The sequence below is a fragment of the Pseudomonas sp. NBRC 111124 genome (genome assembly GCF_001320245.1).
In the GTDB taxonomy this organism is placed as follows: domain Bacteria; phylum Pseudomonadota; class Gammaproteobacteria; order Pseudomonadales; family Pseudomonadaceae; genus Aquipseudomonas.
Genome location: NZ_BCBA01000107.1, coordinates 104383 through 130920, shown reverse-complemented (window position 1 = coordinate 130920; position 26538 = coordinate 104383). Strand labels below are relative to the sequence as shown.

Below are 26538 nucleotides of genomic sequence, written 5' to 3'. Positions count from 1 at the left end.
TGTCATTCGAGGTGCGTCAAATGAAGTGGATGGTGGCGGCGTTGTTCCTGACGCTGGGCGGTTGTGTCAGCGTTGCGGAACTTGAGCAATCCCATGAAACCATGGATGTCATGTCTGGCAAGACGCCCCGTGAGTATGCCGATTGCATCAAGGCTCACCTGGCCAAGAGCCGTGACCCGCTGGTGGAGGAACAGCGCGATGACGGTTTGCGTCTGATTGTGCCGCAAAAACTCACGGCAGGTGCCGGGCCGGCAGCGTTGCTCGACATCCACAAGCGTGGCAGCGGCAGCAGCATCAAGCTGCATGAACGTTTGAACAACTTCCCGCTGCGCCCGGGTGATGTACGCGAGGCGACGACCGAGTGCATCTCGGGTAGTTGATCTGGCTCAAGGGATGGGCGGTTAAAAGGCCAATTGCCATCCCCTGGTCGGCCAGGGCGTTGTTACGAATTCCCTGACGGGTCTAGTATCCATTTGCTTATGTTTTTTAAGTCTAAGCTTATAACAAAAGAAATGGAGATTCGTGATGAAACCGTTGAGTCGCGTCGTGATCAGCAGCCTGCTGATCCTGGCCTGGCCCGCGGCGCATGCCGCCGATGGCCAGAAAATCTTTACCCAGGGCGGGGCCAACCCCGCCGCCATGGCCTGCCTGGGCTGCCATGGCCCGGATGGCAAGGGCGTTGCCGCCGCAGGGTTCCCCCGCCTGGCTGGCCTGCCGGCAGGTTACCTGAGCAAGCAGCTGCATGACTGGCGCACGGGTAGCCGTCAGCAGCCGGTCATGGCGCCATTGGCCAAAGCCCTGAGTGTCGATGAGATCGAGGCCGTCAGCCATTACCTGGCCGGCCTGCCGCATGATCCTGCCCCAGACCTGCGTCGCCAGCAGATGGCCAGCAACCCCACCGAACGCCTGGCCCTTTATGGTGACTGGAGCCGGCAGATCCCCGGTTGCGTGCAGTGCCATGGTCCAGGCGGCAGTGGCGTTGGCGAGCACTTCCCGCCACTGGCCGGGCAGCCCGCCGCCTACTTGGTGGCGCAACTCAACGCCTGGCGCGACGGCAGCCGCAGCAATGACCCCAACCAGTTGATGGTCGGCGTGGCCAAGGCCATGACCGACGCCGAGGTCAAGGCGATTGCCGAGTACTTCGCCCTGCTCGCCAGCCCGGAGGTCAAGCCATGAAAACACTGTTGCCAACGTTGCTGTTGCTGGGCATGGGCAATGCCATGGCCAGCCCGACGCCCATCGCCATGGAAGACCAGTCGCAGCTCAAGGTCTCCGATCCCCAGGCCGCGCCACAGTTCGCACCGCCCGCCGAGAGTGAGCTGCCGGACAATGCCTTTGGCAAGATGGTCCGCGAGGGGTACGCGCTGTTCGTCGATACCCGCCGGCTGATGCCCGACGCAGTGGGCAATGGCATGAACTGCAGCAACTGCCACCTCGACCAGGGCCGCCTGGCGCATTCCGCGCCGCTGTGGGGCGCCTATCCGATGTACCCGGCCTACCGCAAGAAGAACGACAAGGTGAACACCTTTGCCGAGCGCATCCAGGGCTGCTTCCAGTTCAGCATGAACGGCAAGCCACCCGCCGCCGACAGCCCGCAGATGACAGCGCTTGCGGTGTATTCGTACTGGCTTTCGACCAAGGCCCCTACGGGCGTGGAAATTGCCGGCCGCGGCTACCCCGAGGTGCCACAGCCTAAAGGCGGCTACGACTTCAAGCGCGGCCAGCAGGTCTACGGCGAACAGTGCGCCATCTGCCACGGTGACAACGGCGAGGGGCAGAAGGTGGCGGGCGAATATGTGATGCCGCCACTGTGGGGCAAGGACTCCTACAACTGGGGCGCCGGCATGCACCGGATCAATACTGCGGCGTCGTTCATCAAGTACAACATGCCACTGGGCAAGCCGGGCAGCCTGAGCGACCAGCAGGCCTGGGACGTGGCCGCCTGGGTCAATCGCCATGAGCGTCCCCAGGACCCACGGCTGGTGGACGGCTCCATCGAGAAGACACGGCTGAAGTTCCACGCCAACGATGGCGTCAACCTGTATGGCCAACAGGTCGACGGGGTGCTGATCGGGCAGGGCAGCGGTCGCTGATCCCGCCGTTGCACCGGCCCTTTCGCGCTTGCCCCGAAGGGGCCGGATGACGGGATTTTCACGAACTTTCTGGAACTATCTACACTGGGTTGTCTCTATGATGACAGCGGTCGTCACAGGCAAGGCATTGTAAGCTGCATGCCGCCTGATTAGACTGCGCCGAATTCCACAGGCTTCGCCTATGTTTAAGGATGTTTATGATCAAGAAATGCTTGTTCCCGGCAGCCGGCTACGGCACGCGCTTCCTGCCTGCTACCAAAGCCATGCCCAAGGAAATGCTGCCGGTGGTCAACAAGCCACTGATCCAGTATGGCGTTGAAGAAGCATTGGATGCTGGCCTGAACGAGATTTCCATCGTCACCGGCCGCGGCAAGCGCGCGCTGGAAGACCACTTCGACATTAGCTACGAGCTGGAAAACCAGATCAAGGGCACTGACAAGGAGAAGTACCTGGTCGGTATCCGTCGCCTGCTCGACGAGTGCTCGTTCTCCTACACCCGCCAGACCGAAATGAAAGGCCTGGGTCACGCCATCCTGACCGGCCGCCCGCTGATCGGTGACGAGCCGTTCGCCGTGGTGCTGGCGGACGACCTGTGCGTCAACCTGGAAGGCGACGGCGTGCTGGCGCAGATGGTCGCGCTGTACAAGAAATACCGCTGCTCGATTGTCGCCATTCAGGAAGTCGACCCGCAGGAAACCAACAAGTACGGCGTCATTGCCGGTGAAGAGATCAAGGACGGCATCTTCCGCGTCGACTCGATGGTCGAGAAGCCGAAGCCGGAAGATGCACCTTCCAACCTGGCGATCATCGGTCGCTACATCCTGACCCCGGACATCTTCGAGAAGATCGAACAGACCGAGCCGGGCAAAGGTGGCGAGATCCAGATCACCGACGCGCTGATGAAACAGGCTGCCGAAGGCAACGTGATCGCCTACAAGTTCAAGGGCAAGCGTTTCGACTGCGGTGGCGCTGAAGGCTACATCGAGGCGACCAACTTCTGCTTCGAGCATTTCTACAAGGCCGGCAAGGCGTACTGATACGCCAATGCAGGTTAAAGGAGCCACCCTTCGGGGTGGCTTTTTTGTTTGCGGCGGCTATCGGCGGTATGCTGAGCGCCAGCCAAGGAGACTGAATACATGGCCTACGATTTTGATCTGTTCGTGATTGGCGCCGGGTCCGGCGGTGTGCGTGCGGCGCGCTTCGCTGCGGGCTTTGGGGCAAAAGTGGCAGTGGCCGAGAGCCGCTACCTGGGTGGCACCTGCGTCAACGTCGGCTGCGTGCCGAAAAAGTTGCTGGTCTACGGCGCCCACGTCGCCGATGAGCTGGAACAGGCTGCCGGCTTCGGCTGGACCCTGGAAGAGGGCCACTTCGACTGGGGCACGCTGATCGCCAACAAGAACCGCGAGATCGAGCGCCTCAACGGCATCTATCGCAACCTGCTGGTGAACAGCGGCGTGACCTTGCTGGAAGGCCATGCACGCATCACCGGTGCCAACGAAGTGGAGCTGGACGGCCAGCGCTACAGCGCCGAGCACATCCTGATTGCCACCGGCGGCTGGCCGCAGGTGCCGGACATCCCCGGCAAGGAGCTGGCGATCACCTCCAACGAGGCGTTCTACCTGAAGGACCTGCCGCGCCGCGTGCTGGTGGTTGGCGGTGGCTACATTGCCGTCGAGTTCGCCGGCATCTTCCAGGGCCTGGGCGCCGACACCACCTTGCTCTATCGCGGTGACCTGTTCCTGCGTGGCTTCGACGGCTCGGTGCGTACCCACCTCAAGGAAGAGCTGGAAAAGCGCGGCCTGAACCTGCAGTTCAACGCCGACATCCAGCGCATCGACAAGCTGGACGATGGCAGCCTGAAAGCCACCCTCAAGGATGGCCGCGAGCTGATCGCCGATTGCGTATTCTACGCCACCGGTCGCCGCCCGATGCTCGACAACCTGGGCCTGGAAAACACCGGCGTTGAGCTGGACAGCCGCGGCTTCATTCGCGTCGACGAGCAGTACCAGACCACCGCACCCTCGATCCTTGCCATTGGCGATGTGATCGGCCGCGTGCAGCTCACCCCGGTGGCCCTGGCCGAAGGCATGGCGGTGGCGCGGCGCCTGTTCAAGCCTGAGCAGTACCGCCCGGTGGATTATCAGAACATCCCGACTGCGGTGTTCAGCCAGCCACCGATCGGCACCGTCGGCCTCACCGAAGAGCAGGCGCTGGAAGCCGGGCACAAGGTGCAGATCTTCGAGAGCCGCTTCCGCGCCATGAAGCTGACCCTCACTGACATTCAGGAAAAGACCCTGATGAAGTTGGTGGTCGACGCCGAGACCGACAAGGTACTGGGCTGCCACATGGTTGGCCCGGATGCCGGCGAGATCATCCAGGGCCTGGGCGTGGCGCTGAAGGCCGGTGCGACCAAGCTGCAGTTCGACGAGACCATCGGCGTGCACCCGACTGCCGCCGAAGAGTTTGTCACCATGCGTACAGTCACCCGCTGATGCCACCGGCCTGATCGGCGGCTTGCCGACGATCAGGCCGCTGACTACCCCCGCAATCCTTTGCTCAGCCCATTCCCTTCTATTAATTATCTGCGGTTATAGCCAAAACCAATCACAAGTATGAGCTTTGCCAATGAGCCTTTGTCGGGGCCAGCGGTTAGGATTCTCTCCATCAACTGATTCCAACCCCATGAAGGAGCGTCTCTCATGCCAATCATCAACAGCCAGGTCAAACCGTTCAACGCCACCGCCTACCACAAGGGCGAGTTCGTTCAGGTCAGCGAAGCCGACCTGAAAGGCAAGTGGTCCGTCGTGTTCTTCTACCCGGCCGACTTCACCTTCGTCTGCCCGACCGAGCTGGGTGACCTCGCCGACAACTACGCCGAGTTCCAGAAGCTGGGCGTCGAGATCTACGGCGTGTCGACCGACACCCACTTCACCCACAAAGCCTGGCACGACACTTCGGAAACCATCGGCAAGATCCAGTACCCGCTGATCGGTGACCCGACCCACGTCATCTCGCGCAACTTCGACGTGCTGATCGAAGAAGCCGGCCTGGCCGATCGCGGTACCTTCGTGATCAACCCGGAAGGCCAGATCAAGATCGTCGAACTGAACGACGGTGGTGTTGGCCGCGACGCAGCCGAGCTGCTGCGCAAGGTCAAGGCTGCCCAGTACGTTGCCGCTCACCCAGGCGAAGTGTGCCCGGCCAAGTGGAAAGAAGGCGAGGCTACCCTGGCGCCATCGCTGGACCTGGTCGGCAAGATCTAAGTCGATGTGCACCCCGCGGGCGGTAGCCAGCCGCCAAAGCTGAAGTAGTCACCGCCCCGTAAGAACGCCCGGGCGATCTCGCCTGGGCGTTTTTGTATCCGAGTTTTGAAAAAAGGAATCGCCCGTATGTTGGACGCCACGCTTAAATCGCAACTGAAAACCTACCTGGAGCGGGTCACCCAGCCGATCGAGATCGTTGCCTCCCTCGACGACGGCGCGAAGTCCCGCGAATTGCACGACCTGCTGGTGGAGATTGCCAGCCTGTCGACCCTTATTACCTTCAGCGCGGACGGCAGCGATGCCCGTCGCCCTTCGTTCTCGCTGAACCGCCCGGGTGCCGACATTAGCCTGCGCTTTGCCGGTATCCCCATGGGCCACGAATTCACCTCCCTGGTGCTGGCGCTGCTGCAAGTCGGCGGCCACCCGTCCAAGGCCAGTGCCGAAGTGATTGAGCAGATCCAGGCACTGGACGGCGAGTTCACCTTCGAAACCTACTTCTCGCTGTCGTGCCAGAACTGCCCGGACGTGGTCCAGGCGCTGAACCTGATGGCCGTGCTCAACCCCAACGTGCGCCACGTGGCCATCGACGGTGCGTTGTTCCAGGATGAAGTCGAATCGCGCAAGATCATGGCGGTGCCGAGCATCTACCTGAACGGCGAACTGTTCGGCCAGGGCCGCATGGGCCTGGAAGAAATCCTCGGTAAGATCGACACCAATGCCGGTGCACGCCAGGCCGAGAAGATCAACGCCAAGGACGCTTTCGACGTGCTGGTGGTCGGTGGTGGCCCCGCTGGCGCTGCTGCGGCCATCTATGCCGCCCGTAAAGGCATCCGCACCGGTGTTGCCGCCGAGCGTTTCGGTGGCCAGGTGCTCGATACCCTGGCCATCGAGAACTTCATTTCGGTGCAGGAAACCGAAGGGCCGAAGCTTGCCACGGCGCTGGAAGAACACGTCAAGCAGTACGACGTCGACATCATGAACCTGCAGCGCGGCGAAGCGCTGATCCCGGCCACCGATGGCGGACTGCATGAAGTGCGCCTGGCCGGCGGTGCCTCGCTCAAGGCCAAGACCGTGATCCTCGCCACCGGCGCCCGCTGGCGCGAAATGAACGTGCCGGGTGAGCAGGAATACCGCGCCCGTGGCGTCGCCTACTGCCCGCACTGCGACGGCCCGCTGTTCAAGGGCAAGCGCGTGGCGGTGATCGGCGGCGGGAACTCGGGTGTGGAAGCGGCCATCGACCTGGCCGGTATCGTTGCCCAGGTGACGCTGATCGAATTTGACAGCCAGCTGCGTGCCGACGCGGTCCTGCAGCGCAAGCTGCACAGCCTGCCGAACGTCAAGGTGATCACCAGCGCCCTGACCACCGAAGTGGTCGGCAATGGCGAGAAAGTGACGGGCTTGCGTTACAAGGATCGCAGCACCGATGAGGTGCATGACCTGGCGCTGGAAGGCATCTTCGTGCAGATCGGCCTGTTGCCGAACACCGATTGGCTCAAGGGCACTGTCGAGTTGTCGCCGCGTGGCGAGATCATTGTCGACGCCAAGGGCCAGACCAGTGTGCCGGGTGTGTTTGCCGCGGGTGACGTGACCACCGTGCCGTACAAGCAGATCGTGATTGCGGTAGGCGAGGGCGCCAAAGCCTCGCTGGCAGCGTTCGATCACCTGATCCGCACTTCCGCGCCGGCGTAACCCTTTACCGGCCACTTCGCGGGGCAAGCCCGCTCCTACAAGGGTCGCGTACCCCCTGTAGGCGCGGGCTTGTCCCGCGAAAAGGCCGTAACTGACAAAGCAAAACCTGAGGGTGGCTATGCTTAGCGCAGACACCCTCAGGAGCGTCACCATGACCCTGATCAGCCGCGAACCCTGGTGGCTAGTCCCCCCCAAGCCCGGGCAGAAAGAGCAGGACCTGCACTGGGGCTACTTGGAAATCTACGCCGACGGCCGCACCGTGTTCGTCGACCAGCGCCCCAGTGACCGGGAGCTGGCCGAGCGCAAGAGCTGTCGCAACTTCCCCGACCCTGAAACATAGGCCGCTCAGCCTTCGAGCTCGGCCAGGCGTGCCTCCAGCGCCGCGATCCGCGCCTCCAGGGCTTCAATACGTTCTTCCGACACGCTGGCGCCACTGCTGCGAGCACCACCATCCTGCTGTCGCGCTGCCAGAATGGCTTCGATTTCCGCCGGGTCACCGAGGGCATGGGTATAGCGGTCTTCCCGCTGGCCGGCCTGGCGTGGCAGATGCAGGACCAAGTCGCGCGAAATCAGGCGCTCCAGCTGATGCTGGATCTGCTCGATGTCGTCAAAATCGTGCAGGCGGTTGCTGCGGGTCAGCAGTTCGTTGACGGTCTGCGGACCGCGCAGGAACAGCAGGCCCATCAACACCAGCTGCGCCGGTACCAGTTCCAGCGCCTTGTCCACCCGCTGTTCCCAGCGGTCGGCGCGGCTGCCCATCTGCAGGCGGGTCATGTCCTGGCCTTCGAGGGCGCGCAGGGCCTGGCCGACCTGGCCCTGGGTGAGGTTCATGACCGGTTCCCGGCTGGTCTTCTGGTTACAGGCCAGGACCAGGGCGTTGAGGGTCAGCGGGTAGCTTTCCGGGCTGGTGGCCTGCTTCTCGATCAGCGCACCGAGAATACGGATCTCGATGCTGCTGAAGCGGCCTTCGCCTGCGGTTTCGTGTTCTGACATGGCCCTGTCTCATTGCTGGGGAAAGGCCACTAGCGTAGGTAATGCCGCGGTGTAAGGCAATCGGGACCGCTTTGCGGCCCCGGCAATCTCAGCTGTTGCGCCGTTCTTCAGCCAGGCACGCGGCCGCCGTAAACAGCACATCAGTCGATGAATTCAGCGCCGTCTCCGCCGAATCCTGCAGCACCCCAATGATGAAGCCCACCGCCACCACTTGCATGGCGATCTCGCTAGGGATGCCGAACAGGCTGCACGCCAGTGGAATCAGTAACAGTGACCCGCCGGCCACACCCGAAGCGCCACAGGCACAGATTGCCGCCACCACGCTGAGCAGCACCGCGGTCGGCAAGTCGACCGGAATGCCCAAGGTATGCACCGCCGCCAGGGTCAGCACGGTGATGGTGATCGCCGCGCCCGCCATGTTGATGGTCGCCCCCAGCGGGATCGACACCGAGTACGTATCCTCATGCAGCCCCAGGCGCTCCGACAGCGCCAGGTTGACCGGAATGTTGGCCGCCGAGCTGCGGGTGAAGAACGCGGTAATGCCGCTTTCGCGCAGGCACAGCAAGGTCAGCGGGTAAGGGTTGCGGCGGATCTTCCAGAACACGATCAGCGGATTCATCACCAGCGCCACGAACAGCATGCAGCCGATCAGCACGCCGAGCAGGTGCAGGTAGCCGAGCAGGGCGCCGAGGCCGGACTGGGCCAGGGTTGAGCTGACCAGGCCGAAGATGCCCAGTGGGGCGAAGCGGATGACCACACGCACGATCAGGGTCACGCCATTGGACAGGTCTTCGACCACGGTGCGGGTGGTTTCGCCGGCGTGGCGCAGGGCCACACCCAGGCCGATGGCCCAGGTCAGCACGCCGATGAAGTTGGCGTTGATCAAAGCGTTGATCGGGTTGTCGACCGCGCTCAGCAGTAAGTTCTGCATCACCTCGGTAATGCCGCCCGGCGCGCTCAGGGTCGCCTCGCCCGTGCTCAGGGCCAGATGCGAAGGGAACAGCATGCTGGCGACCACGGCCACCACGGCAGCGGCGAAGGTGCCCAGCAAGTACAGCCAGAGGATCGGGCGGATGTGGGTTTCCTGGCCGTGGCGGTGGTTGGCAATCGATGCCATGACCAGGATGAACACCAGCACCGGCGCGACGGCCTTGAGGGCGCTGACGAACACCTTGCCGAGGAAGGCCAGGTCGCGGGCGAGGGCAGGTGCCAGCAGGGCCAGGGCGATGCCGGCGACCAGGCCGATGACGATCTGGGTCACCAGACTGGTGCGGTTGAGGAGGCGGAAAACAGGCGTCATGTGCAGCGGCATCTCGGCATTTTCAAAAAGGGCGCGACTTTACCATAGACCTTTGCAGGGCGAAGCCGGCGAACTCACCAATGAAACAGTTCTCGCCGCGCACCCTCGGTAATCGCCACGATCCCCGGATGCTTGACCTTGCGGTCCACCGAAATGGCATAGAACGACTCATGCACCGCCTCGGTCTGGCCAATCAGCTCCACGCCATACTGCCGGCACACTTCCTCGGCTATCACACTGGGCGCAACGAAAACCCCGCTGCCCGACTGCCCGAACGCCTGCATCAGTGCACTGTCATCGAACTCGCCAACGATCCTGGGCTGCACCTGCTGCTCGCTCAGCCAACGTAACAGGCGGCTGCGCACCACGGTTTCCGGGCCGGGAATCAGCAGCGGGGCATCCTGCAGGCAGGCGGGGAAGGGGCCGCCATGCTGCCGGGCGAGGGCCGGGGTGGCGAAGAAGCTCAGGCCACATTCGCCAAGCTTCTGGCTGTAACCCTTGATATCCAGGTGGCTGGGCATCGGGCTGTCGGAAATCACCAGATCCAGGCGCTGGATGGCCAGGTCCGCCAGCAGCCGTTCGAGCTTGTCTTCACGGCAGTTGATGCGCAGTACTTCGTCCAGCTCCATGGTCGGTGCCAGCAGGCGATAGACGATCGACTTCGGCACCACGTCGGCCACCCCCACGCGGAACAGGATCTGCTCCTGCGGGCCGGCCCGGAGCATGGCCTCCAGCTCGCTGCCGATCTGGAACATCTGCTCGGCGTAGACCAAGGTTTGACGACCGGTCTCGGTCAGCTCCAGTTGCCGGCCGACCCGCTGGAACAGTTCCAGCCCGTAGGTCTGCTCGAACAGGCTGATCTGCCCGCTGATGGTCTGTGGCGTCAGGTTCAGCTGTTCGCTGGCGCGGGTGACGCTGCCGGTCTTGGCCACGGCCCAGAAGTAGTGGAGTTGGCGGTAGTTGAGCACGCACGCGGGTCCCGATTCGTAAAAACCGAAGTATACACACTGGAAATACGAATTTTCCTGAAGTATTGGCGTCTTTAGAATGCGACCCCATCAGGCGCTTCGCGCCGTCGGGACTTTTCAAGCGAGGACACCATGCTGCATCTCAAATCCATTGGCACTCCGCTGGTGCTGGCCCTGGCGCTGTTCAGCCTGGCCGGTTGCGACCAGGCCGAGAAGTCTGCCCAGCAGATGCTCGACCAGGCTGCCCAGTCAGCCAAGCAGGCCATCGACGATACCAACAAGGCTGCCCAGCAGGCGTTGAGCGATGCCATCGGTCACGAGGGCCAGAAGCCCAAGGACGCCGAGAAGAACGCACAGACCCAAGAAATCTGACCCAACCGCCTTTCAGGATATGAACAATGGAATACTTGCTGGAACTCGCCGCTAGTCCTACCGCCTGGGTCGCCCTGGCAACCCTGGTGGCCATGGAGGTGGTGCTGGGCATCGACAACCTGATCTTCATCTCGATCCTGACCAACAAACTGCCCGTGGAGTACCGCTCCAAGGCACGCCGTATCGGTATCAGCATGGCGCTGGTCATGCGCCTGGCCCTGCTCAGCACCGTGGCCTGGATCGTGCAGTTGACCGACCCGGTGTTCGAAGTATTCGGCAACGCCTTCTCCTGGAAGGACGTGATCCTGATCGCCGGCGGCCTGTTCCTGCTGTGGAAGGCCACCAAGGAGATTCACGAAAACGTCGACCCGCACGGCGCCAAGGAAGAAGCCAAGGTCTCTAATACGGTCACCTTGGGCTTTGCGGCCGCGATCTTCCAGATCCTGTTGCTGGACATCGTCTTCTCGGTCGACAGCATCATCACCGCCGTGGGCATGACCGAGCACTTGCCGATCATGATCATTGCCGTGATCACCGCCGTCGTTGTCATGATGGTGGCCGCCGACCCGCTGGCCAACTTCATCAATGACAACCCGACCGTGGTGATGCTGGCCTTGGGCTTCCTGATCATGATCGGCATGACGCTGATCGCCGAAGGTTTTGGTGCCCATGTACCGAAGGGGTATGTGTATGCGGCGATGGCCTTCTCGACGGTGATCGAGATGCTCAACATCCTGGCTCGCCGGGCGCGGATCAAGCGCGACGCCGCAGAAGGTTGATGCAAAAAAAACGGGGCGCTTGGCGCCCCGTTCGCATTCAGGTGAAAACGCTTCAGTGTACCCCGGCATGCCGCCGTGCCCTGTGCACAGGCTGCGCCTTGGCCGGGGCCTGCGGTGGCAGGTGATGCTGCGGGGAATGACGCCGCACGATACGCAGAACGCCCCACAGCATGGCGGCCGCGACGCTCAGCCACATACCCACCAGCATGAGGATTGCCATTGTCAGGCTCATGTGTGCCTCCTTCTCTTGGGCCAACCCGCGGTTTGCCCTCCAGACACTCCTTTAGTCTAGCTGCCCGGCCGTGACGTTCCATTGACCTAAGGTCGATTGCTTAAGCCGATTGGTTCCGTTTTCTTGTCAGACTATACCCGCGCAACGCGGCGCCCTATGATCGGTGGCCAGAGCCGGGCGCTGCCTGCCTGGCACCGGAACAAGCGAGTGTCCATGGAGCAACATTCCTGCAAAAGCTGGGTGGTCGTCCCACGCCGTCTGTTGGCCGTCTGCCTGGTGGCCGCGACCCTGGGCGGCTGCGCCAGCGCACCGCCTGCAAGCCTCAAGGGCATGCCGCAGCGGGTCGAAATCAGCAGCGTGCCGTTCTACCGCGGCAATGCCAACCACAGTGGGGCGATGGCCCTGGCCGCGCTGCTCTCCCAGCAAGGTGCGCCGATCACCCCGGGGCTGCTGGACAAGCCGTTGAACCTGCCCAAGGGCGCCGATGCGCTGGACACCAGCATCCCGCGCGTGGCGCGTGAGTACGGCATGGTCGTGTACCCGCTGGACAAGCAGCTGGATGCCTTGCTGACGCAGGTGGCCGCTGGCAACCCGGTGCTGTTGCGCTACGAGGAAGGTTCGGCGTGGTGGAGCGAGCCGCGTTACGCGGTGCTGATCGGCTACGACAGCTTCAAGAAGCGCGTGCTGCTGCGTTCAGGCATGCATCGGCGCCAGTTGATGGCGTTCGACGACTTTGCCTCGGCGTGGGCGAAGGAGGGGAGTTGGGCGGTGCTGGTGCAGCCCCCGCGCCAGCTGCCGGCCCAGGTAGACCGCCAGCGTTGGCTGCAGGCTGCCGACGAACTGGCCCGGGCGGGCCAGGAGGTTGCGGCAAAACAGGCTGTGCGCAGCCTGAATAAATAGAGTTACCTGCGCCGGCCCCTTCGCGGGTAAACCCGCTCCCTCAGATACTGCACTGGTTTCAAACCTTGTGCGGTCCCTGTGGGAGCGGGTTTACCCGCGAAGAGGCCAGGCCTGCTTACAGCATCAGAAGCCCAGACGATCGCGCAGGCTGTAGTACCAGGCACCCAGGGCGCTGAACGGTACGCGCAGCATCTGGCCACCCGGGAACGGGTAGTGCGGCAGGCCGGCGAAGGCGTCGAAACGCTCGGCCTGGCCACGCAGGGCCTCGGCCAGCACCTTGCCCGCCAGGTGGGTGTAGGTCACGCCGTGGCCCGAGCAACCCTGCGAGTAGTAGATGTTGTCGCCGATGCGGCCGACCTGTGGCAGGCGCGACAGGGTCAGCAGGAAGTTGCCAGTCCAGGCGTAGTCGATCTTGACGTTCTTCAGCTGCGGGAAGGCCTTGAGCATTTTCGGGCGAATGATCGCTTCGATGTTGGCCGGGTCGCGCGCACCGTACACCACGCCACCGCCGAAGATCAGGCGCTTGTCGCTGGTCAGGCGGTAGTAGTCGAGCAGGTAGTTGCAGTCTTCCACGCAGTAGTCCTGCGGCAGCAGGGTACGGGCCAGTTCTTCGCCCAGCGGCTCGGTGGTGATCACCTGGGTGCCGCACGGCATCGACTTGGCCGCCAGCTCCGGTACCAGGTTGCCCAGGTAGGCGTTGCCGGCAACGATGATGAACTTGGCGCGGATCTTACCTTGCGGGGTGTGCACCACCGGGTTGGCACCACGCTCGATGCGGATGGCCGGGGTCTGCTCATAAATGATGCCGCCCAGCGATTCGACCGCGGCCGCTTCGCCCAGGGCCAGGTTCAGCGGGTGGATGTGGCCGCCGCTCATGTCGAGCATGCCGCCGATATAGCTGTCGCAGGCAACCACTTCGCGGATGCGCTTCTGGTCCATCAGCTCCAGCTGATTGTGGCCAAAACGTTCCCACAGGCGCTTTTGCGACTCCAGGTGGCCCATCTGCTTGCTGGTCAGGGCGGCGAATACGCCACCGTCCTTCAGGTCGCACTGGATGTTGTATTTGGCCACGCGCTCACGGATGATGCGGCCGCCTTCGAAGGCCATTTGGCCCAGCAGTTGTGCTTCCTTGGGGCCGACGGTGCGTTCGATGACGTCGATATCGCGGCTGTAGCTGTTGACGATCTGGCCACCGTTGCGGCCCGAAGCGCCGAAGCCGACCTTGGCCGCTTCGACGATGCTCACCTTGAAGCCGTTTTCCAGCAGGAACAGCGCGCTGGACAGGCCGGTGTAGCCGGCACCGATGATGCAGATATCGGTTTCCACCTCACCCTGCAGCGCCGGACGTGGCGGCACCGGGTTGGCCGAGGCGGCGTAGTAGGACTGGGGGTAGGGGGTGTTAGCCATGCTGCAGGAACCTCTGTGTTTTATATTTTTAACGAATGTACCGATGCTATCAATAATAATAAACACCCGCTAGTCGTCCGTTGAAAATCCTTTACTGGCCCAGAGTCGGCCCTTCTCTATAAACAGTTTAAGATTCAGTGAGTTAGCGCGAAAAAAAGTGTTGACAGGGTTTTTGGATTGCGTAGAATGCGCACCACACGACAGGCACATAGCTCAGTTGGTTAGAGCACCACCTTGACATGGTGGGGGTCGTTGGTTCGAGTCCAATTGTGCCTACCAAACAAAGCCACGGTTCGCCGGGCATCGAAAAGGGCGATCCGCAAGGGTCGCCCTTTTTGCATTATGGGCGCATTCGCTTTGCTGGCGACTGGCGGCTGTAGGTTTCTGAAAGTTTTTGATTTTTTTGAAAAAAACGCTTTACAGGTACGCATCCGATCTCTAATATGCGCACCACACGACAGGCACATAGCTCAGTTGGTTAGAGCACCACCTTGACATGGTGGGGGTCGTTGGTTCGAGTCCAATTGTGCCTACCAAATAAAGTCCCGGTCTCCGGGCATCGAGAAGGGCGATCCGAAAGGGTCGCCCTTTTTGCATTCCATGCTTCTCTCGCGAAAATCCTCCCTCGAAGCAGCGTGTAACCTTTGGTCGCGGGCGGTGCTCTGGGCGCCATGGTAGAATCCGCCCCTTCGAATCTGGAGGTACACGCGTGCGCAAACTGGCAGTGGTATTGGCAGTGCTGGCCCTGGCGGGCTGTGAGAACGAGGTCGAGGGTGTGCACAAACAGGTTGCCGAGCACCTGAGCAACCCCAAGACCGCCAAGTTCGGCAACGTGCGGATCGACACCAAGGGCACCATTTGCGGCCAGGTGCGTGGCAAGGACGATGCCGGCCAGTACGAGGCCTACCGCAGCTACGTGGCAATCAAGGGTGCCGATGGCCAATACGAAATCATCGTCGATGACGGCGGCAACAACCTGCGTATTCGCGAGTACTGCGGTGGTGCCGACCTGCAGCGCCGCGCCGAAGCGCTGGCCGATCAGCCGGCCCCTGAAGGTTGGGATGTCGAAGTGATCCAGGGCGCCAACATGGGTGCGCTGACCGATATGACTGCACGCCTGATCGAGAAAGGCATCCCGTCCTCGGTCGAATACCGAGACGGCAAACCGGTGGTGCTGATGGGGCCGTTCCCCAGCAAGGCCGAAGCCGAAGCACGCAGGGCCGAGGTGATGGCCAAGCTGGGTACCGATTCAATCGTTATCCAGCACGGTGCGCAGCGTTAACTGTTATCTGTAGTCTTCCCCGGCTATGATTGGCCTGAGACAAGCCAAACAGGGAGGGCCTCCATGTCTACGCTGGAGCGGGCCATTGCCGTGGCCGCCAGGGCACATGAAGGGCAATACGACAAGGGTGGGGCGGCTTATATCCTCCACCCGTTGCGGGTGATGATGCGGGTTAGCACGCCAGAACAGCGCATCGTCGCCGTGCTGCACGACGTCATCGAAGACACGTCGCTGACGCTTTCCGACTTGGCCCGAGAGGGCTTCAACCTGAAAATTCTTGCCGCCTTGCTGTCGCTGAGCCGGAACAAGGGCGAAACCTATCAGGACTTCGTCGTGCGCCTGGGCAGTGACCCTTTGGCGCGCACCGTCAAGCTGGCCGACCTGGCCGACAACAGTGATCTCTCGCGTATTCCCATACCTGGCCCTGCCGACCTGGCGCGGCTGGCCCGTTATCGCGAGGCCAGTGCCTACCTGCAGGCGCTGGCCTGAGCCTCAGTCTTCTTTCGGCACGGTCCAGAAGATCTGCACGCCACCATCGTCCCGGTGGGCGAGGGTGACGTTGTCGTTCTCGGCGATTTCCTCGAGCAGGGTTTCCCAGTCATCGGGCGACTCGTGCTCCAGGCGGAAGATCAGCGCGGCGCGGCTGCGCTGGGCGAGGGGGTTGTTGATGATCTTCTGGATGCGCAGGCCCAGTTGTTGGTAGCTGCTTGCGATAGCTTCGGCGGTGTTGGCCACGGAGGCGATTCCTTGTTGTGCTGTATGTGCGTACAGTATTTCAAGGCAAGGCATTTCGCAACTAGGTCGGTGCTGGATTCTTCGCGGTAAACCCGCTCCCGCAGGGTCATGCGGTACCTGCAGGAGCGGCTTTAGCCGCGAAAGGGCCGGTGCAAGCAATGCACCAGCCCACGTCATAGCAAAATCAATACTCCCAGAAAATCCGCTGCAGCTCCTTGCTGTCCTGGGTCTTGGTCATCGCCACCATCGCCAGAATCCGCGCCTTCTGCGGGTTCAGGTCATGCGCCACCACCCAGTCATACTTGTCATCCGGCTGCTCGGCATTGCGCAGCACGAAACCGCCCTGGTTGACGTGGGACGAGCGAATGATCTGCACACCGTTCTTGTGCAGCTCCTGAAGGGCCGGCACCACCCGCGACGACACCGAGCCATTGCCCGTACCGGCATGGATGATCGCCTTCGCGCCGCTCTGCGCCAGCGCCTTGTACGCGGTGTCGCTGACGTTGCCGTAGCTGTAGGCAATGTCCACCTGCGGCAGGCTGCTGATCTGCTTGATGTCGAATTCCGACTGGGTGGTATGGCGCTTGGCCGGCAGGCGGAACCAGTACGATTTGCCTTCTACGACCATGCCCATCGGGCCCCAGGCGCTCTTGAACGCTTCGGTCTTGATGTTCACTGACTTGCTCACGTCGCGACCCGACTGGATCTCGTCGTTCATGGTCACCAGCACGCCCTTGCCGCGCGATTGCTTGTCGCTGGCCACTGCCACGGCGTTATACAGGTTGAGCATGCCGTCGGCAGACATCGCCGTGCCCGGGCGCATGGAGCCGACCACCACGATCGGCTTGTCGGTCTTCTCCACCAGGTTGAGGAAGTAGGCGGTTTCTTCCAGGGTGTCGGTGCCGTGGGTGATGACAATGCCGTCGACGTCTTTGCTGTCGGCAAGCTCGGCGACGCGCTTGGCCAGTTTCAGCAAGTCGTCGTTGGTGATGCTCTCGGAGGCGATCTGCATCACCTGCTCACCGCTTACATTGGCCAGGTCGGCCAGTTCCGGCACGCCGGCAATCAGTTTGTCGACGCCAAGCTTGGCAGCCTGGTAAGTGGCGCTGTTGGCAGCGCTGGCACCGGCACCGGCAATGGTGCCGCCGGTGGCGAGAATGACCACGTTGGCCAGTTTCTGCTGGGTTTCGGCTTCCTTGGCCGAGGCAGTGGTGGGCAGGATCAGCAGCAGCGCCAGGGCGCTGGGGGCAAAGGACTTCAGTGCAGCATTCATAATTATTGTTCTCTCTCTTCCTGATGAGGTGGTTGCTGTGTCGCACAGGTTGACAGGCAGATTCCGTACCAGCCGTGCGCGGTCAGGTGTGTAGGAGCGGCCTTGGGTCGCGAAAGGGGTGCGAAGCGCCCCCGGGATCTCAGCTTCACCGAGCAATTGCCGGGGTTGCTGCGCAGCCCTTTCGCGACACAAGGCCGCTCCTACAGGGGTGTATTCCATTCGGAACCCCGAACAAGCATAGGAAAAGGTGTTCGGTTTTTCGGAAAAATTCCGGATAATCAGCGCCAGCAGCGTCTTGACCCCGACAGCGAAACGGATTTGACAAAACCAGGTCTTGTTTCCATAGTCACTCAACGCAAACGTTTGCGATCCGATAAAAAACACAAGATTCGGAGTCATCTCCCATGAAGCTGCCGTTCCCCGGTCGTCTGCTGGCGCTCGCCGTCATCTCCTCGCTGTCCCTCGCCATGCCGCTCTCTGCGGCCCACGCAGAGGAAAAACCCAAGGTCGCACTGGTCATGAAGTCGCTGGCCAACGAATTCTTCCGCACCATGGAAGACGGCGCCAAGAACTACCAGAAAGAGCACCCTGGTGATTTCGAGCTGGTTGCCAACGGCATCAAGAACGAAACCGATACCGGTGAACAGATCCGCATCGTCGAGCAGATGGTCAATTCCGGTGCCAAGGCCCTGGTGATTGCGCCAGCCGACTCCAAGGCGCTGGTCTCGGCAGTGAAGAAGGCCATGGACCAGGGCGTCATCGTCATCAACATCGACAACCGCCTGGACCCTGAACTGCTCAAGAGCAAAGGCATCAGCGTGCCCTTCGTCGGCCCTGACAACCGCAAAGGCGCGCGCCTGGTCGGCGACTACCTGGCCCAGCAGAAGCTCAAGGCCGGTGACCAGGTCGGCATCATCGAAGGCGTGCCGACCACCACCAATGCCCAGCAGCGTACCGCCGGCTTCAAGGACGCCATGGAAGCCGCGAACATGAAGATCGTCTCGGTGCAGTCCGGCAACTGGGAAATCGACAAGGGCAACGCCGTCGCCGCCTCCATGCTCAACGAATACCCCGACCTCAAGGCGCTGCTGGCTGGCAACGACAGTATGGCCTTGGGCGCCGTTTCGGCCGTGCGCGCCGCCGGCAAGACCGGCCAGGTGCAAGTGGTGGGCTACGACAACATCAACGCCATCAAGCCGATGCTCAAGGATGGCCGCGTGCTCGCCACCCTCGACCAGGCCGCCAGCCAACAGGCGGTGTTCGGCATCCAGGCGGCGTTGAAAGTGCTCAAGGGTGAGAAACCGGACGTGGACGCCGACAACGTCATCCAGACCCCGGTTGAACTGATCACCAAGCCCTGACCCCTGCAGGAGAGATGGCCATGCCCGCATCGGCCAATGAAGTGGTGCTTGCCGCCAGCGCGCTGGGCAAAACTTACGCACAGCCGGTGCTGGCCGAGGTCAGCCTGGCCCTGCGCGCCGGTGAAGTGCTGGCGCTGACCGGCGAGAACGGCGCGGGCAAGAGCACCCTGTCCAAGCTCATCTGTGGCCTGGAAACCCCCACCACCGGGCACATGACCTACCGCGGCCAGGCCTACGCGCCAGCCAGCCGCAGTGAGGCCGAGCGCCTCGGTGTGCGCATGGTCATGCAGGAACTCAACCTGCTGCCGACCCTGACCGTGGCGGAAAACCTGTTCCTCGACAACCTGCCCAGCCGCTTTGGCTGGATCAGCCACAAGCGCCTGCGCCAGCTGGCCACGGCCGCCATGGCCCAGGTCGGCCTGGATGCCATCGACCCCGACACGCCTGTCGGCGAGCTGGGCATCGGCCATCAGCAGATGGTCGAGATTGCCCGCAACCTGATCGGCGATTGCCGTGTACTGATCTTCGACGAACCCACGGCGATGCTCACCGCCCGCGAAGTGGAGCTGCTGTTCACCCAGATCGAGCGCCTGCGCCAGCGCGGCGTGGCCATCGTCTATATCTCCCACCGCCTTGAAGAGTTGCAGCGCGTGGCCCAGCGCATCGTCGTGCTGCGCGACGGCCAGTTGATGTGCGACGAGCCGATCCAGCGTTACAGCAGCGCCGAGCTGGTCAACCTGATGGTCGGCCGCGAACTGGGCGAGCATATCGACCTGGGCCGGCGCACGATCGGTGCGCCGTTGCTCAAGGTCGATAAGCTGTGCCGCGGCGACAAGGTGCGCGAGGTGTCGCTGCAGGTCAGGGCAGGGGAGATCTTCGGTGTCTCCGGGCTGATCGGCGCCGGGCGCACCGAGCTGCTGCGGCTGATCTACGGCGCCGACCGCGCCGACAGCGGCAGCATCGAGGTCGGCCAGCCGCTCAAGGCGGTCACCATCGATTCACCCAAGGCAGCGGTAAAGGCCGGCATTGCCCTGATCACCGAGGACCGCAAAGGCGAAGGCCTGCTGCTGACGCAATCGATCAGCGCCAACATCGCCCTCGGCAACCTGCCCGCCGTGTCCCGCGCCGGGGTCCTCGACCGCGAGGCAGAACAGGCCCTGGCCGAACGCCAGATCAGCGCCATGCGCATCCGCAGCGCCAGCCCGGCCCAGGCGGTCGGCGAGTTGTCCGGTGGCAACCAGCAGAAGGTGGTGATCGGCCGCTGGCTGGAGCGCGACTGCCAGGTGCTGCTGTTCGACGAGCCCACCCGCGGCATCGACGTCGGCGCCAAGTTCGACATCTATGGCCTGCTGGCCGAGCTGGCGCGCCAGGGCAAGGCCTTGGTGGTGGTGTCCAGCGACCTGCGCGAGCTGATGCTGATCTGCGACCGCATCGCCGTGCTCTCCGCCGGCCGCCTGATCGACACCTTCGACCGCGAGCACTGGAGCCAGGACCAACTGCTGGCCGCCGCCTTCGCCGGTTACCAGAAACGTGATGCCCTGCTGCACGAAGCAGCGCCCAGGATGGATGCATGAAAACCACACCCCTCGATACCCCGAGCGGCGCAACGGTGCGTCGCAGCGGCACTTACTTCGGCCTCGGCACCTACCTGGGCCTGGCTGGCGCCTTGCTGGCGATGATCGTGCTGTTCTCGTTCCTGAGCAGCCACTTCTGGTCGTACGCCACGTTCAGCACCCTGGCCAACCAAATTCCCGACCTGATGGTGCTGGCGGTGGGCATGACCTTCGTGCTGATCATCGGCGGCATCGACCTGTCGGTCGGCTCGGTACTGGCGCTGGCGGCCTCCACGGTCAGTGTGGCGATCCTCAGCTGGGGCTGGGGCATGCTGCCTGCGGCCCTGCTCGGCATGGCCGTCGCCGCCCTGGCCGGCAGCATCACCGGCGGCGTCACCGTGGCCTGGCGCATCCCGTCGTTCATCGTCTCGCTCGGCGTGCTGGAAATGGCCCGCGGCCTGGCCTACCAGTTCACCGACTCGCGCACCGCCTACATCGGCGATGCCTACGCCTGGTTCTCCGACCCGGTCGCCTTCGGCATCTCGCCGGCTTTCATCATCGCCTTGCTGGTGATCGTGCTGGCCCAGCTGGTACTGACCCGCACCGTGTTCGGCCGCTACCTGATCGGCATCGGCACCAACGAAGAGGCCGTGCGCCTGGCCGGCATCGACCCACGCCCATACAAGGTGCTGGTGTTCGCCCTGATGGGGCTGCTCGCCGGCCTGGCCGCGCTGTTCCAGATCTCGCGCCTGGAAGCCGCCGACCCCAATGCCGGTTCCGGCCTGGAGTTGCAGGTGATCGCCGCCGTGGTGATCGGCGGCACCAGCCTGATGGGCGGGCGTGGTTCGGTCATCAGTACCTTCTTCGGCGTGCTGATCATTTCCGTGCTGGCCGCAGGCCTTGCGCAGATCGGCGCGTCGGAACCTACCAAACGCATCATCACCGGGGCGGTGATCGTCATCGCCGTGGTGCTCGACACTTATCGCAGCCGGCGTGCAGGCCGGCGGAACTGACAACATGGCAACCATCAAAGACGTCGCGGCCCTCGCCGGCATTTCCTACACCACTGTTTCCCATGTGCTGAACAAGACCCGCCCCGTGAGCGAGCAGGTACGGCTCAAGGTCGAGGCGGCCATCCTTGAGCTCGACTACGTGCCCAGCGCCGTGGCGCGCTCGCTCAAGGCGCGCAGCACGGCCACTATCGGCCTGCTGGTACCCAACAGCGTCAACCCGTACTTCGCCGAGCTGGCCCGGGGCATCGAGGATGCCTGCGAGCGCAACGGCTATTGCGTGATCCTGTGCAACTCTGACGACAACCCGCAGAAGCAGCGCAGCTACCTGCGCGTGCTGCTGGAAAAACGCATCGACGGCCTGGTAGTGGCATCGGTGGGCGAGGATGCCGACCTGCTGCAAAGCCTGGCCTGTGTGCGCACGCCGATGGTCATCGTCGACCGCGAGCTTGAGGGCGTCGATGCTGACCTGGTGCGCATCGACCATGAACACGGCGCCTATCTGGCGACCCGCCATCTGCTGGAGCTGGGCCATCGCGACATCGCTTACCTCGGCGGCCCGGCCGAAACCGGCGTCACCCAGTTGCGCCTGAGTGGCTTCCGCCGGGCGATGGCTGAAGCCGATGCCCAGGTGCTGGCCGGGCGTGTGCTGCACTGCGACTTCACCAGCCCCGGTGGCCATGCCGCCGCCGCGCGGTTGCTCGATGGCGAGCGGCCGACGGCGATCTTCGCCGGCAACGACATGATCGGCTTTGGCGTGCTGCGTGCCGCTGCCGAGCGCAACATCAACGTGCCGGGCGAGCTGTCGGTGATCGGCTTCGACGACATCGAGCTGAGCCGCTATGTGTACCCGCCGCTGACCACGGTCGGCCAGTCGATACGTGAGCTGGGCGAGAGTGCTGCCGCCTTGCTGCTGTCGCGCATCGCCACGCCGCGCCGCGATGCCGCTGAGCAGCGCATCGTCGCCCCGCGCATCGTGCTGCGTGAATCCACCGGGCCGCGCCCGGACCTGTTCAATGATTACCGCTAAGGAATTGCGCTATGAATGCCAAGGTAGTGGTGGTCGGGAGCCTCAACATGGACCTGGTGGCCCGCGCCCAGCGGCTGCCACGGGCCGGTGAAACACTGGCCGGGGAAAGCTTTTTCACCGTGCCCGGCGGCAAGGGTGCCAACCAGGCGGTAGCGGTGGCGCGCCTGGGGGGTAGCGTGGCAATGGTGGGCAACATCGGCGATGACGCCTACGGCCAGCAGCTGCGCCAGGCCTTGGAAGTGGAAGGCATCGATTGCCAGGCGGTCAGCGTGTGCCCGGGCGTGTCCAGTGGCGTGGCGCTGATCACCGTGGATGCTGCCAGCCAGAACTGCATTGTCATCATCCCTGGTGGCAACGGGTTGCTGACGCCTGAGTCGGTACGGCGCTTCGATGCCTTGCTGCAGGCAGCCGAGGTGATCATCTGCCAGCTCGAAGTGCCAGCCGAGACCGTGGCCTGGACGTTAGCCAGGGGGCGCGAGTTGGGCAAGCAGGTGATTCTGAACCCGGCGCCGGCCACTGGCCCGTTGCCGGCGGACTGGTTTGCCCAGATCGACTACCTCACGCCCAATGAAAGCGAGGCCGAGGCACTGACCGGGCAGCCAGTCAACGACCTGGACAGCGCGCGCCGTGCCGGCGAGCGCTTGCTGCAACTGGGCGCCGGCAAGGTGATCATCACCCTCGGCGCGCAAGGGGCCTTGTTCGTCAGCCGCGATGGCAGCCAGCATTTCCCGGCGCCTCAGGTGACGCCGCTGGATACCACGGCGGCGGGCGATACCTTCATCGGCGGTTTTGCCGCTGCGCTGGTGCAGGGCAAAGGGGAGGGCGAGGCCATCGCGTTCGGTCAGCGTGCTGCGGCGTTGTCCGTTACCCGTGCCGGTGCCCAGCCGTCGATTCCTTATCTGGCGGAGCTGACCCCATGAAGAAGACCACGCTGCTCAATGTCGCTCTGTCGCGCACCATCGCCGGGATGGGCCATGGCGACATTCTGGTGATCGGCGATGCCGGCTTGCCGGTGCCGCCAGGTGTCGAGCTGATCGACCTGGCCTTGACGGCGGGCATACCGGATTTTGCCAGCGTGCTGCGCGCGGTGCTGAGCGAGCTGCAGGTGGAGCGGCATGTGCTGGCCGAAGAGATGCAGAAGGTCGTGCCGCCGGCGCTGGTCGAGGTCGAGCGCTTGAAGGGCAAGCTGGGCAAACGTGAATGGCTGAGCCATGACGCTTTCAAAGCGCTGTCGCGCAGCGCCCGGGCAATCGTGCGCACCGGTGAATGCCAGCCCTACAGCAATATCGCCCTGATTTCCGGCGTCACCTTCTGAAGGCAAGGGCTGCGCCCTCGATCGCAGGCAAGCCAGCTCCCACAGGGATAGCAAATAGCCTGAAGGCACCGCGATACCTGTGGGAGCTGGCTTGCCTGCGATTGGGCCGCAAAGCGGCCCCAGAAAACACTACCGAGGCAACAGGAGTGCCCCATGTTCAAACCCCTGCTACAAGGACTCACCCTCATGGCCGCAGCCGCCATCAACACCCTCCAGGCCGCGCCGCGTGACCTGATCATCGATACCGACCCCGGCGCCGACGATGTGGTCGCGCTGTTCCTGGCCATGGCCTCCCCTGAAGAGTTCAACATCCGCGCCATCACCACCGTCGCCGGCAACGTGCGCCTGGACAAGACCTCACGCAACGCCCGCCTGGCGCGCGAGTGGGCCAACCGCGAAGACATCCCGGTCTACGCCGGGGCAGGGCGCCCACTGGTGCGCACGCCCATCTACGCCGCCGACGTGCATGGTGAAGAAGGCCTCGCCGGCGTGCCAGTGCATGAACCGAAACAGCCCCTGGCCGAGGGTAATGCCGTGCAGTACCTGGTCGACACCCTGGCTAGCGCCAAGCCTCACAGCATCACCCTCGCCATGCTCGGCCCGCAGACCAACCTGGCCCTGGCGTTGATCCAGCGTCCGGAGATCGTCACGGGCATCAAGGAGGTAGTGATCATGGGCGGCGCCCACTTCAACGGCGGCAACATGACGCCGGCGGCCGAGTTCAACCTCTATGCCGACCCGCATGCCGCCGAAGTGGTGCTTGCCAGTGGCGTGCAGTTGACTTACATACCGCTGGATGTCACCCACAAGATGCTTACCAGCGACGCCCGCCTCAAGCAGCTAGCCGCCGTGAACAACCAGGCCAGCAAGAAAGTGGTCGACATCCTTAAGGTATATATCAAGCACGACATGGACCTGTACGGCATGCCCGGCGGCCCGGTGCATGATGCGACTGTCATCGCCTACCTGCTCAAGCCCGAGCTGTTCAGCGGCCGGCGCATCCACATGAGCGTCGACAGCCGCGAAGGCCCGACCTTCGGCCAGACCATCGCCGACTGGTACGGCGTGCTCAAGCAACCGGCCAATGTGCTGTGGGTCAACGAGGGTGACGCTCAGGGCTTTTTCGACCTGCTCAGCGCGCGCCTGGCTCGATTGCAATAGCCGCGTGCGGCGCGAAGCGCTCGAACACCTGGTCGATGAAACTGCGCGCTGCCTCGCTGCCGCGGTCGCGCACCAGCAGGTCGATGGCAATCAACAGCAACTCTTCGGGCGTGCTGGGGCTGTAGGCGCTCTGGCCTTCGGCCCATTTGACCTTGATATCGGCGTCGATGCTGTGGCTGCTCATGAAAGGCTCTCGCTGCGGGCCCGGGACGGAGGGGCGAACACCGGATCCTGGCGTTCGAAGAAGGCACTATGCCTTCACTTCCTAAAGTAAATCATGACTTTGCAGCGCAAACCAAGCGACTCGTCGGTTGAGCGGTAAAATTCGGTCACGATTGCCTTTGGCCCCGGGGTGCCAAGTTCAGGCAGACTTGTCCGGTTTTGCAACAAATTCCGGGCGGAGCTGTCGGATCAGGCAGTTCCCAGATCGTTTTTTTAGGAGGATTCATGTTCCGTACCCGCGCTTACCTGGCAACCCTGGCAGTGGCTGCAGTCCTGGCTGGTTGCAGCACTGGCGGCAATTCGGGGGGTGGCAAGGCGCCTGAGGCATCGGCGGGCAATGATGGCCGCTGCGAGGCCAGCGGTGCCGACTTCGCCATCGGCAAGCCGGGCAGCGCCGACCTGCTGGAACAGGCGCGCAAGGCCAGTGGTTCGCAGATGGCGCGCATTCTCAAGCCGCACGACGTGGTGACCTTGGAGTACCGTTCCGAGCGCTTGAACCTGAATGTGGATGAGCAAGGTGTGGTGACTCGCGTCAACTGCGGTTGATGCACCCTTGAAGCTTGCGCTGTCCCTGTGGGAGCGGGCGAGCCCGCGAAGCAGGCATCGCGGTCTATGGCACCGGCGTTGCCGGTGTTCGCGGGCATGCCCGCTCCCACAGGATCGCGGCAAACACCCATAAAAAAACCCGCCACAAGTGGCGGGTTTTTTACAGCTGCCCGAATTACTCCGGACGAACCTGTGCAGCCTGCATGCCCTTCTGGCCGCGCTCGGCGACGAAGGTAACAGCCTGGCCTTCTTTCAGGCTCTTGAAGCCGTCGGATTCGATGGCTTTGAAGTGTACGAACAGGTCGTCGCCGCCGCCTGCTGGGGTGATGAAGCCGTAGCCTTTCTCATCATTGAACCATTTGACGGTGCCGTTTTGGCGATTGGACATGGGGTGAATCTCCAGACATTTTAATTTTTCAGTAGTGCAATGTGGCCGAGGCTACGGAGCACGGACAACATCATAGTCTAATTCTGCGCATCTAGCGCCTTTTACCTTCGCAGGATTTTGATCCACGGCAAATAATGCGTGAATCCCCCGGCGTACGGCTCATTTCGGCTTACAGGCAGCCTGCACGACGGTCTGTGCTTTCTGCATCAGCTTGGCGTCCACGCCGTCAGTGCTGTCCAGATCTGCGATCTCCTTATCGGTGAAATTCTTTTTGATGGCCTGGGCACCGCAGTCGCAGTGCTTTTTCGCGGTCGCGGCGTCGACGCCCTGGCCGCTGGCCACCTGTTGGCACTGGGTCATGTAGTGGGCCTCCTTCCCGGCTGGGAAGTTGCCAGCGTTGGCAGTCATTGGCAGCAGCAGGGCGCCAGCGGCCGCCAGGGCCAGAAGGGATGGTACTCGCATAACCAGTTACTCCTTGGGTTAAGGTCTCAACAAGAGTAGGTTGCTTCCCAAAGTCTGATAGGGTTTTTTCCGCGATAGTTCACCGAAGCGGTGCAATTTCCAAATATTTCTACGGGCCACGCAACCCGCGTGCTAGCATGCTCGGCTTGCAGCTCGCCACAGGCAGCTCGCAGCTTTTTCCTTTCCAGTCACTCTGGTTCGTCC

At 62.9% G+C, this 26538-nt stretch carries 31 protein-coding genes and 2 tRNA genes; 23 read left to right on the top strand and 10 right to left on the bottom strand.

Translation table 11 applies throughout. The features are described 5' to 3' along the window. Positions 1 to 20: 20 nt before the first annotated feature. From APH28_RS27000 to APH28_RS26965, 8 genes are all read left to right on the top strand, one after another. Positions 21 to 380: a hypothetical protein gene (locus tag APH28_RS27000; RefSeq protein ID WP_060513467.1), complete on the top strand. Its 360-nt coding sequence runs from the start codon at positions 21 to 23 to the stop codon at positions 378 to 380. A 145-nt stretch (positions 381 to 525) separates the two neighbouring features. Then, a complete protein-coding gene (locus APH28_RS26995; protein WP_060513466.1) occupies positions 526 to 1176 on the top strand; it encodes a cytochrome c in 651 nt (216 codons plus the stop codon). After that, complete coding sequence (locus tag APH28_RS26990; protein ID WP_060513465.1) at positions 1173 to 2093, top strand: c-type cytochrome; 921 nt, start codon at positions 1173 to 1175, stop codon at positions 2091 to 2093. Before APH28_RS26995 ends, APH28_RS26990 begins: the two co-directional genes overlap by 4 nt. A gap of 197 nt (positions 2094 to 2290) precedes the next feature. Continuing rightward, entirely contained in the window at positions 2291 to 3130 is an 840-nt protein-coding gene (gene galU / locus APH28_RS26985; protein WP_060513464.1) for a UTP--glucose-1-phosphate uridylyltransferase GalU, read from the top strand. 99 nt (positions 3131 to 3229) lie between these two features. Then, entirely contained in the window at positions 3230 to 4585 is a 1356-nt protein-coding gene (gene gorA, locus APH28_RS26980; protein WP_060513463.1) for a glutathione-disulfide reductase, read from the top strand. A 207-nt stretch (positions 4586 to 4792) separates the two neighbouring features. Then, positions 4793 to 5356: an alkyl hydroperoxide reductase subunit C gene (ahpC, locus tag APH28_RS26975; RefSeq protein WP_054884952.1), complete on the top strand. Its 564-nt coding sequence runs from the start codon at positions 4793 to 4795 to the stop codon at positions 5354 to 5356. Between the two features lie 126 nt (positions 5357 to 5482). Then, entirely contained in the window at positions 5483 to 7045 is a 1563-nt protein-coding gene (gene ahpF, locus APH28_RS26970) for an alkyl hydroperoxide reductase subunit F (RefSeq protein WP_060513462.1), read from the top strand. A gap of 151 nt (positions 7046 to 7196) precedes the next feature. Next, positions 7197 to 7385 carry a hypothetical protein gene (locus APH28_RS26965; protein WP_060513461.1) on the top strand — a complete coding sequence of 63 codons (189 nt, stop codon included), beginning with the start codon at positions 7197 to 7199 and terminating at the stop codon, positions 7383 to 7385. Positions 7386 to 7390: 5 nt separating this feature from the next. Here the strand turns inward: APH28_RS26965 and APH28_RS26960 are convergent, their stop codons facing one another. The 3 genes from APH28_RS26960 to nhaR form a co-directional block, all read right to left on the bottom strand. After that, complete coding sequence (locus tag APH28_RS26960; protein ID WP_060513460.1) at positions 7391 to 8038, bottom strand: YceH family protein; 648 nt, start codon at positions 8036 to 8038, stop codon at positions 7391 to 7393. An 88-nt stretch (positions 8039 to 8126) separates the two neighbouring features. After that, a complete protein-coding gene (gene sstT / locus APH28_RS26955) occupies positions 8127 to 9338 on the bottom strand; it encodes a serine/threonine transporter SstT (protein WP_060513548.1) in 1212 nt (403 codons plus the stop codon). Positions 9339 to 9412: 74 nt separating this feature from the next. Further along, on the bottom strand, positions 9413 to 10306 hold the full coding sequence (nhaR, locus tag APH28_RS26950) for a transcriptional activator NhaR (RefSeq protein ID WP_060513459.1): 894 nt from the start codon (positions 10304 to 10306) through the stop codon (positions 9413 to 9415). 132 nt (positions 10307 to 10438) lie between these two features. On the opposite strand from nhaR, the gene APH28_RS26945 reads away from it, so the two are divergent. Beyond that, positions 10439 to 10678: a hypothetical protein gene (locus APH28_RS26945; protein WP_060513458.1), complete on the top strand. Its 240-nt coding sequence runs from the start codon at positions 10439 to 10441 to the stop codon at positions 10676 to 10678. Between the two features lie 26 nt (positions 10679 to 10704). After that, on the top strand, positions 10705 to 11457 hold the full coding sequence (locus tag APH28_RS26940) for a TerC family protein (protein ID WP_060513457.1): 753 nt from the start codon (positions 10705 to 10707) through the stop codon (positions 11455 to 11457). Positions 11458 to 11509: 52 nt separating this feature from the next. Here APH28_RS26940 and APH28_RS26935 read toward each other — a convergent pair whose 3' ends face one another. Then, a complete protein-coding gene (locus APH28_RS26935; protein ID WP_060513456.1) occupies positions 11510 to 11689 on the bottom strand; it encodes a hypothetical protein in 180 nt (59 codons plus the stop codon). Between the two features lie 156 nt (positions 11690 to 11845). Here APH28_RS26935 and APH28_RS26930 point away from each other — a divergent pair, with 156 nt between their 5' ends. Continuing rightward, on the top strand, positions 11846 to 12589 hold the full coding sequence (locus APH28_RS26930; protein WP_060513455.1) for a peptidase C39 family protein: 744 nt from the start codon (positions 11846 to 11848) through the stop codon (positions 12587 to 12589). A gap of 123 nt (positions 12590 to 12712) precedes the next feature. Here the strand turns inward: APH28_RS26930 and APH28_RS26925 are convergent, their stop codons facing one another. Beyond that, positions 12713 to 13996 (bottom strand): FAD-binding oxidoreductase, encoded by a 1284-nt coding sequence (locus tag APH28_RS26925; protein WP_060513454.1) that lies wholly within the window; start codon positions 13994 to 13996, stop codon positions 12713 to 12715. 202 nt (positions 13997 to 14198) lie between these two features. Between APH28_RS26925 and APH28_RS26920 the strand changes: the two genes are divergently transcribed. The 4 genes from APH28_RS26920 to APH28_RS26905 all read left to right on the top strand — a co-directional run bounded on the left by APH28_RS26920 (position 14199) and on the right by APH28_RS26905 (position 15767). Further along, positions 14199 to 14275: transfer RNA gene (locus APH28_RS26920), tRNA-Val, on the top strand. Positions 14276 to 14455: 180 nt separating this feature from the next. Beyond that, positions 14456 to 14532 (top strand) — tRNA-Val (locus APH28_RS26915). A 173-nt stretch (positions 14533 to 14705) separates the two neighbouring features. Continuing rightward, the gene (locus tag APH28_RS26910; RefSeq protein WP_060513453.1) at positions 14706 to 15278 is read left to right on the top strand and encodes an SPOR domain-containing protein; all 573 of its coding nucleotides are present in this window, start codon (positions 14706 to 14708) and stop codon (positions 15276 to 15278) included. A gap of 63 nt (positions 15279 to 15341) precedes the next feature. Next, positions 15342 to 15767 carry a GTP pyrophosphokinase gene (locus APH28_RS26905; RefSeq protein ID WP_060513452.1) on the top strand — a complete coding sequence of 142 codons (426 nt, stop codon included), beginning with the start codon at positions 15342 to 15344 and terminating at the stop codon, positions 15765 to 15767. A gap of 3 nt (positions 15768 to 15770) precedes the next feature. Here the strand turns inward: APH28_RS26905 and APH28_RS26900 are convergent, their stop codons facing one another. Together APH28_RS26900 and APH28_RS26895 are read right to left on the bottom strand one after the other, a co-directional pair. Then, a complete protein-coding gene (locus APH28_RS26900; protein WP_060513451.1) occupies positions 15771 to 16013 on the bottom strand; it encodes a DUF1654 domain-containing protein in 243 nt (80 codons plus the stop codon). Between the two features lie 184 nt (positions 16014 to 16197). Beyond that, positions 16198 to 17286, bottom strand: a complete 1089-nt coding sequence (locus APH28_RS26895) for an asparaginase (protein ID WP_060513450.1) — start codon at positions 17284 to 17286, stop codon at positions 16198 to 16200. Positions 17287 to 17690: 404 nt separating this feature from the next. On the opposite strand from APH28_RS26895, the gene APH28_RS26890 reads away from it, so the two are divergent. The 7 genes from APH28_RS26890 to APH28_RS26860 all read left to right on the top strand — a co-directional run bounded on the left by APH28_RS26890 (position 17691) and on the right by APH28_RS26860 (position 24716). Continuing rightward, positions 17691 to 18647 carry a sugar ABC transporter substrate-binding protein gene (locus tag APH28_RS26890; protein WP_060513449.1) on the top strand — a complete coding sequence of 319 codons (957 nt, stop codon included), beginning with the start codon at positions 17691 to 17693 and terminating at the stop codon, positions 18645 to 18647. Positions 18648 to 18667: 20 nt separating this feature from the next. After that, a complete protein-coding gene (locus tag APH28_RS26885; RefSeq protein ID WP_060513448.1) occupies positions 18668 to 20221 on the top strand; it encodes a sugar ABC transporter ATP-binding protein in 1554 nt (517 codons plus the stop codon). Continuing rightward, positions 20218 to 21213 carry an ABC transporter permease gene (locus APH28_RS26880; protein WP_060513447.1) on the top strand — a complete coding sequence of 332 codons (996 nt, stop codon included), beginning with the start codon at positions 20218 to 20220 and terminating at the stop codon, positions 21211 to 21213. The genes APH28_RS26885 and APH28_RS26880 overlap by 4 nt, the downstream gene beginning before the upstream one ends. 4 nt (positions 21214 to 21217) lie before the next feature. Further along, positions 21218 to 22240 (top strand): LacI family DNA-binding transcriptional regulator, encoded by a 1023-nt coding sequence (locus APH28_RS26875; RefSeq protein WP_060513446.1) that lies wholly within the window; start codon positions 21218 to 21220, stop codon positions 22238 to 22240. An 11-nt stretch (positions 22241 to 22251) separates the two neighbouring features. After that, positions 22252 to 23160, top strand: a complete 909-nt coding sequence (rbsK, locus tag APH28_RS26870) for a ribokinase (RefSeq protein WP_060513445.1) — start codon at positions 22252 to 22254, stop codon at positions 23158 to 23160. Continuing rightward, positions 23157 to 23555, top strand: a complete 399-nt coding sequence (rbsD, locus tag APH28_RS26865; protein WP_060513444.1) for a D-ribose pyranase — start codon at positions 23157 to 23159, stop codon at positions 23553 to 23555. The genes rbsK and rbsD overlap by 4 nt, the downstream gene beginning before the upstream one ends. A 153-nt stretch (positions 23556 to 23708) precedes the next feature. Beyond that, positions 23709 to 24716 (top strand): nucleoside hydrolase, encoded by a 1008-nt coding sequence (locus APH28_RS26860; protein WP_060513443.1) that lies wholly within the window; start codon positions 23709 to 23711, stop codon positions 24714 to 24716. On the opposite strand, the gene APH28_RS26855 is transcribed toward APH28_RS26860, so the two are convergent. Next, positions 24688 to 24900 carry a hypothetical protein gene (locus APH28_RS26855; protein WP_060513442.1) on the bottom strand — a complete coding sequence of 71 codons (213 nt, stop codon included), beginning with the start codon at positions 24898 to 24900 and terminating at the stop codon, positions 24688 to 24690. The two genes, APH28_RS26860 and APH28_RS26855, sit on opposite strands and share 29 nt — an antisense overlap. Before the next feature lie 263 nt (positions 24901 to 25163). Here APH28_RS26855 and APH28_RS26850 point away from each other — a divergent pair, with 263 nt between their 5' ends. Then, positions 25164 to 25484 carry an I78 family peptidase inhibitor gene (locus APH28_RS26850; protein WP_060513441.1) on the top strand — a complete coding sequence of 107 codons (321 nt, stop codon included), beginning with the start codon at positions 25164 to 25166 and terminating at the stop codon, positions 25482 to 25484. Between the two features lie 175 nt (positions 25485 to 25659). Here APH28_RS26850 and APH28_RS26845 read toward each other — a convergent pair whose 3' ends face one another. Both APH28_RS26845 and APH28_RS26840 read right to left on the bottom strand, forming a co-directional pair. After that, positions 25660 to 25872 carry a cold-shock protein gene (locus APH28_RS26845; protein ID WP_008100414.1) on the bottom strand — a complete coding sequence of 71 codons (213 nt, stop codon included), beginning with the start codon at positions 25870 to 25872 and terminating at the stop codon, positions 25660 to 25662. Positions 25873 to 26031: 159 nt separating this feature from the next. After that, positions 26032 to 26334 carry a hypothetical protein gene (locus APH28_RS26840; RefSeq protein WP_060513440.1) on the bottom strand — a complete coding sequence of 101 codons (303 nt, stop codon included), beginning with the start codon at positions 26332 to 26334 and terminating at the stop codon, positions 26032 to 26034. Between the last annotated feature and the right edge of the window lie 204 nt (positions 26335 to 26538).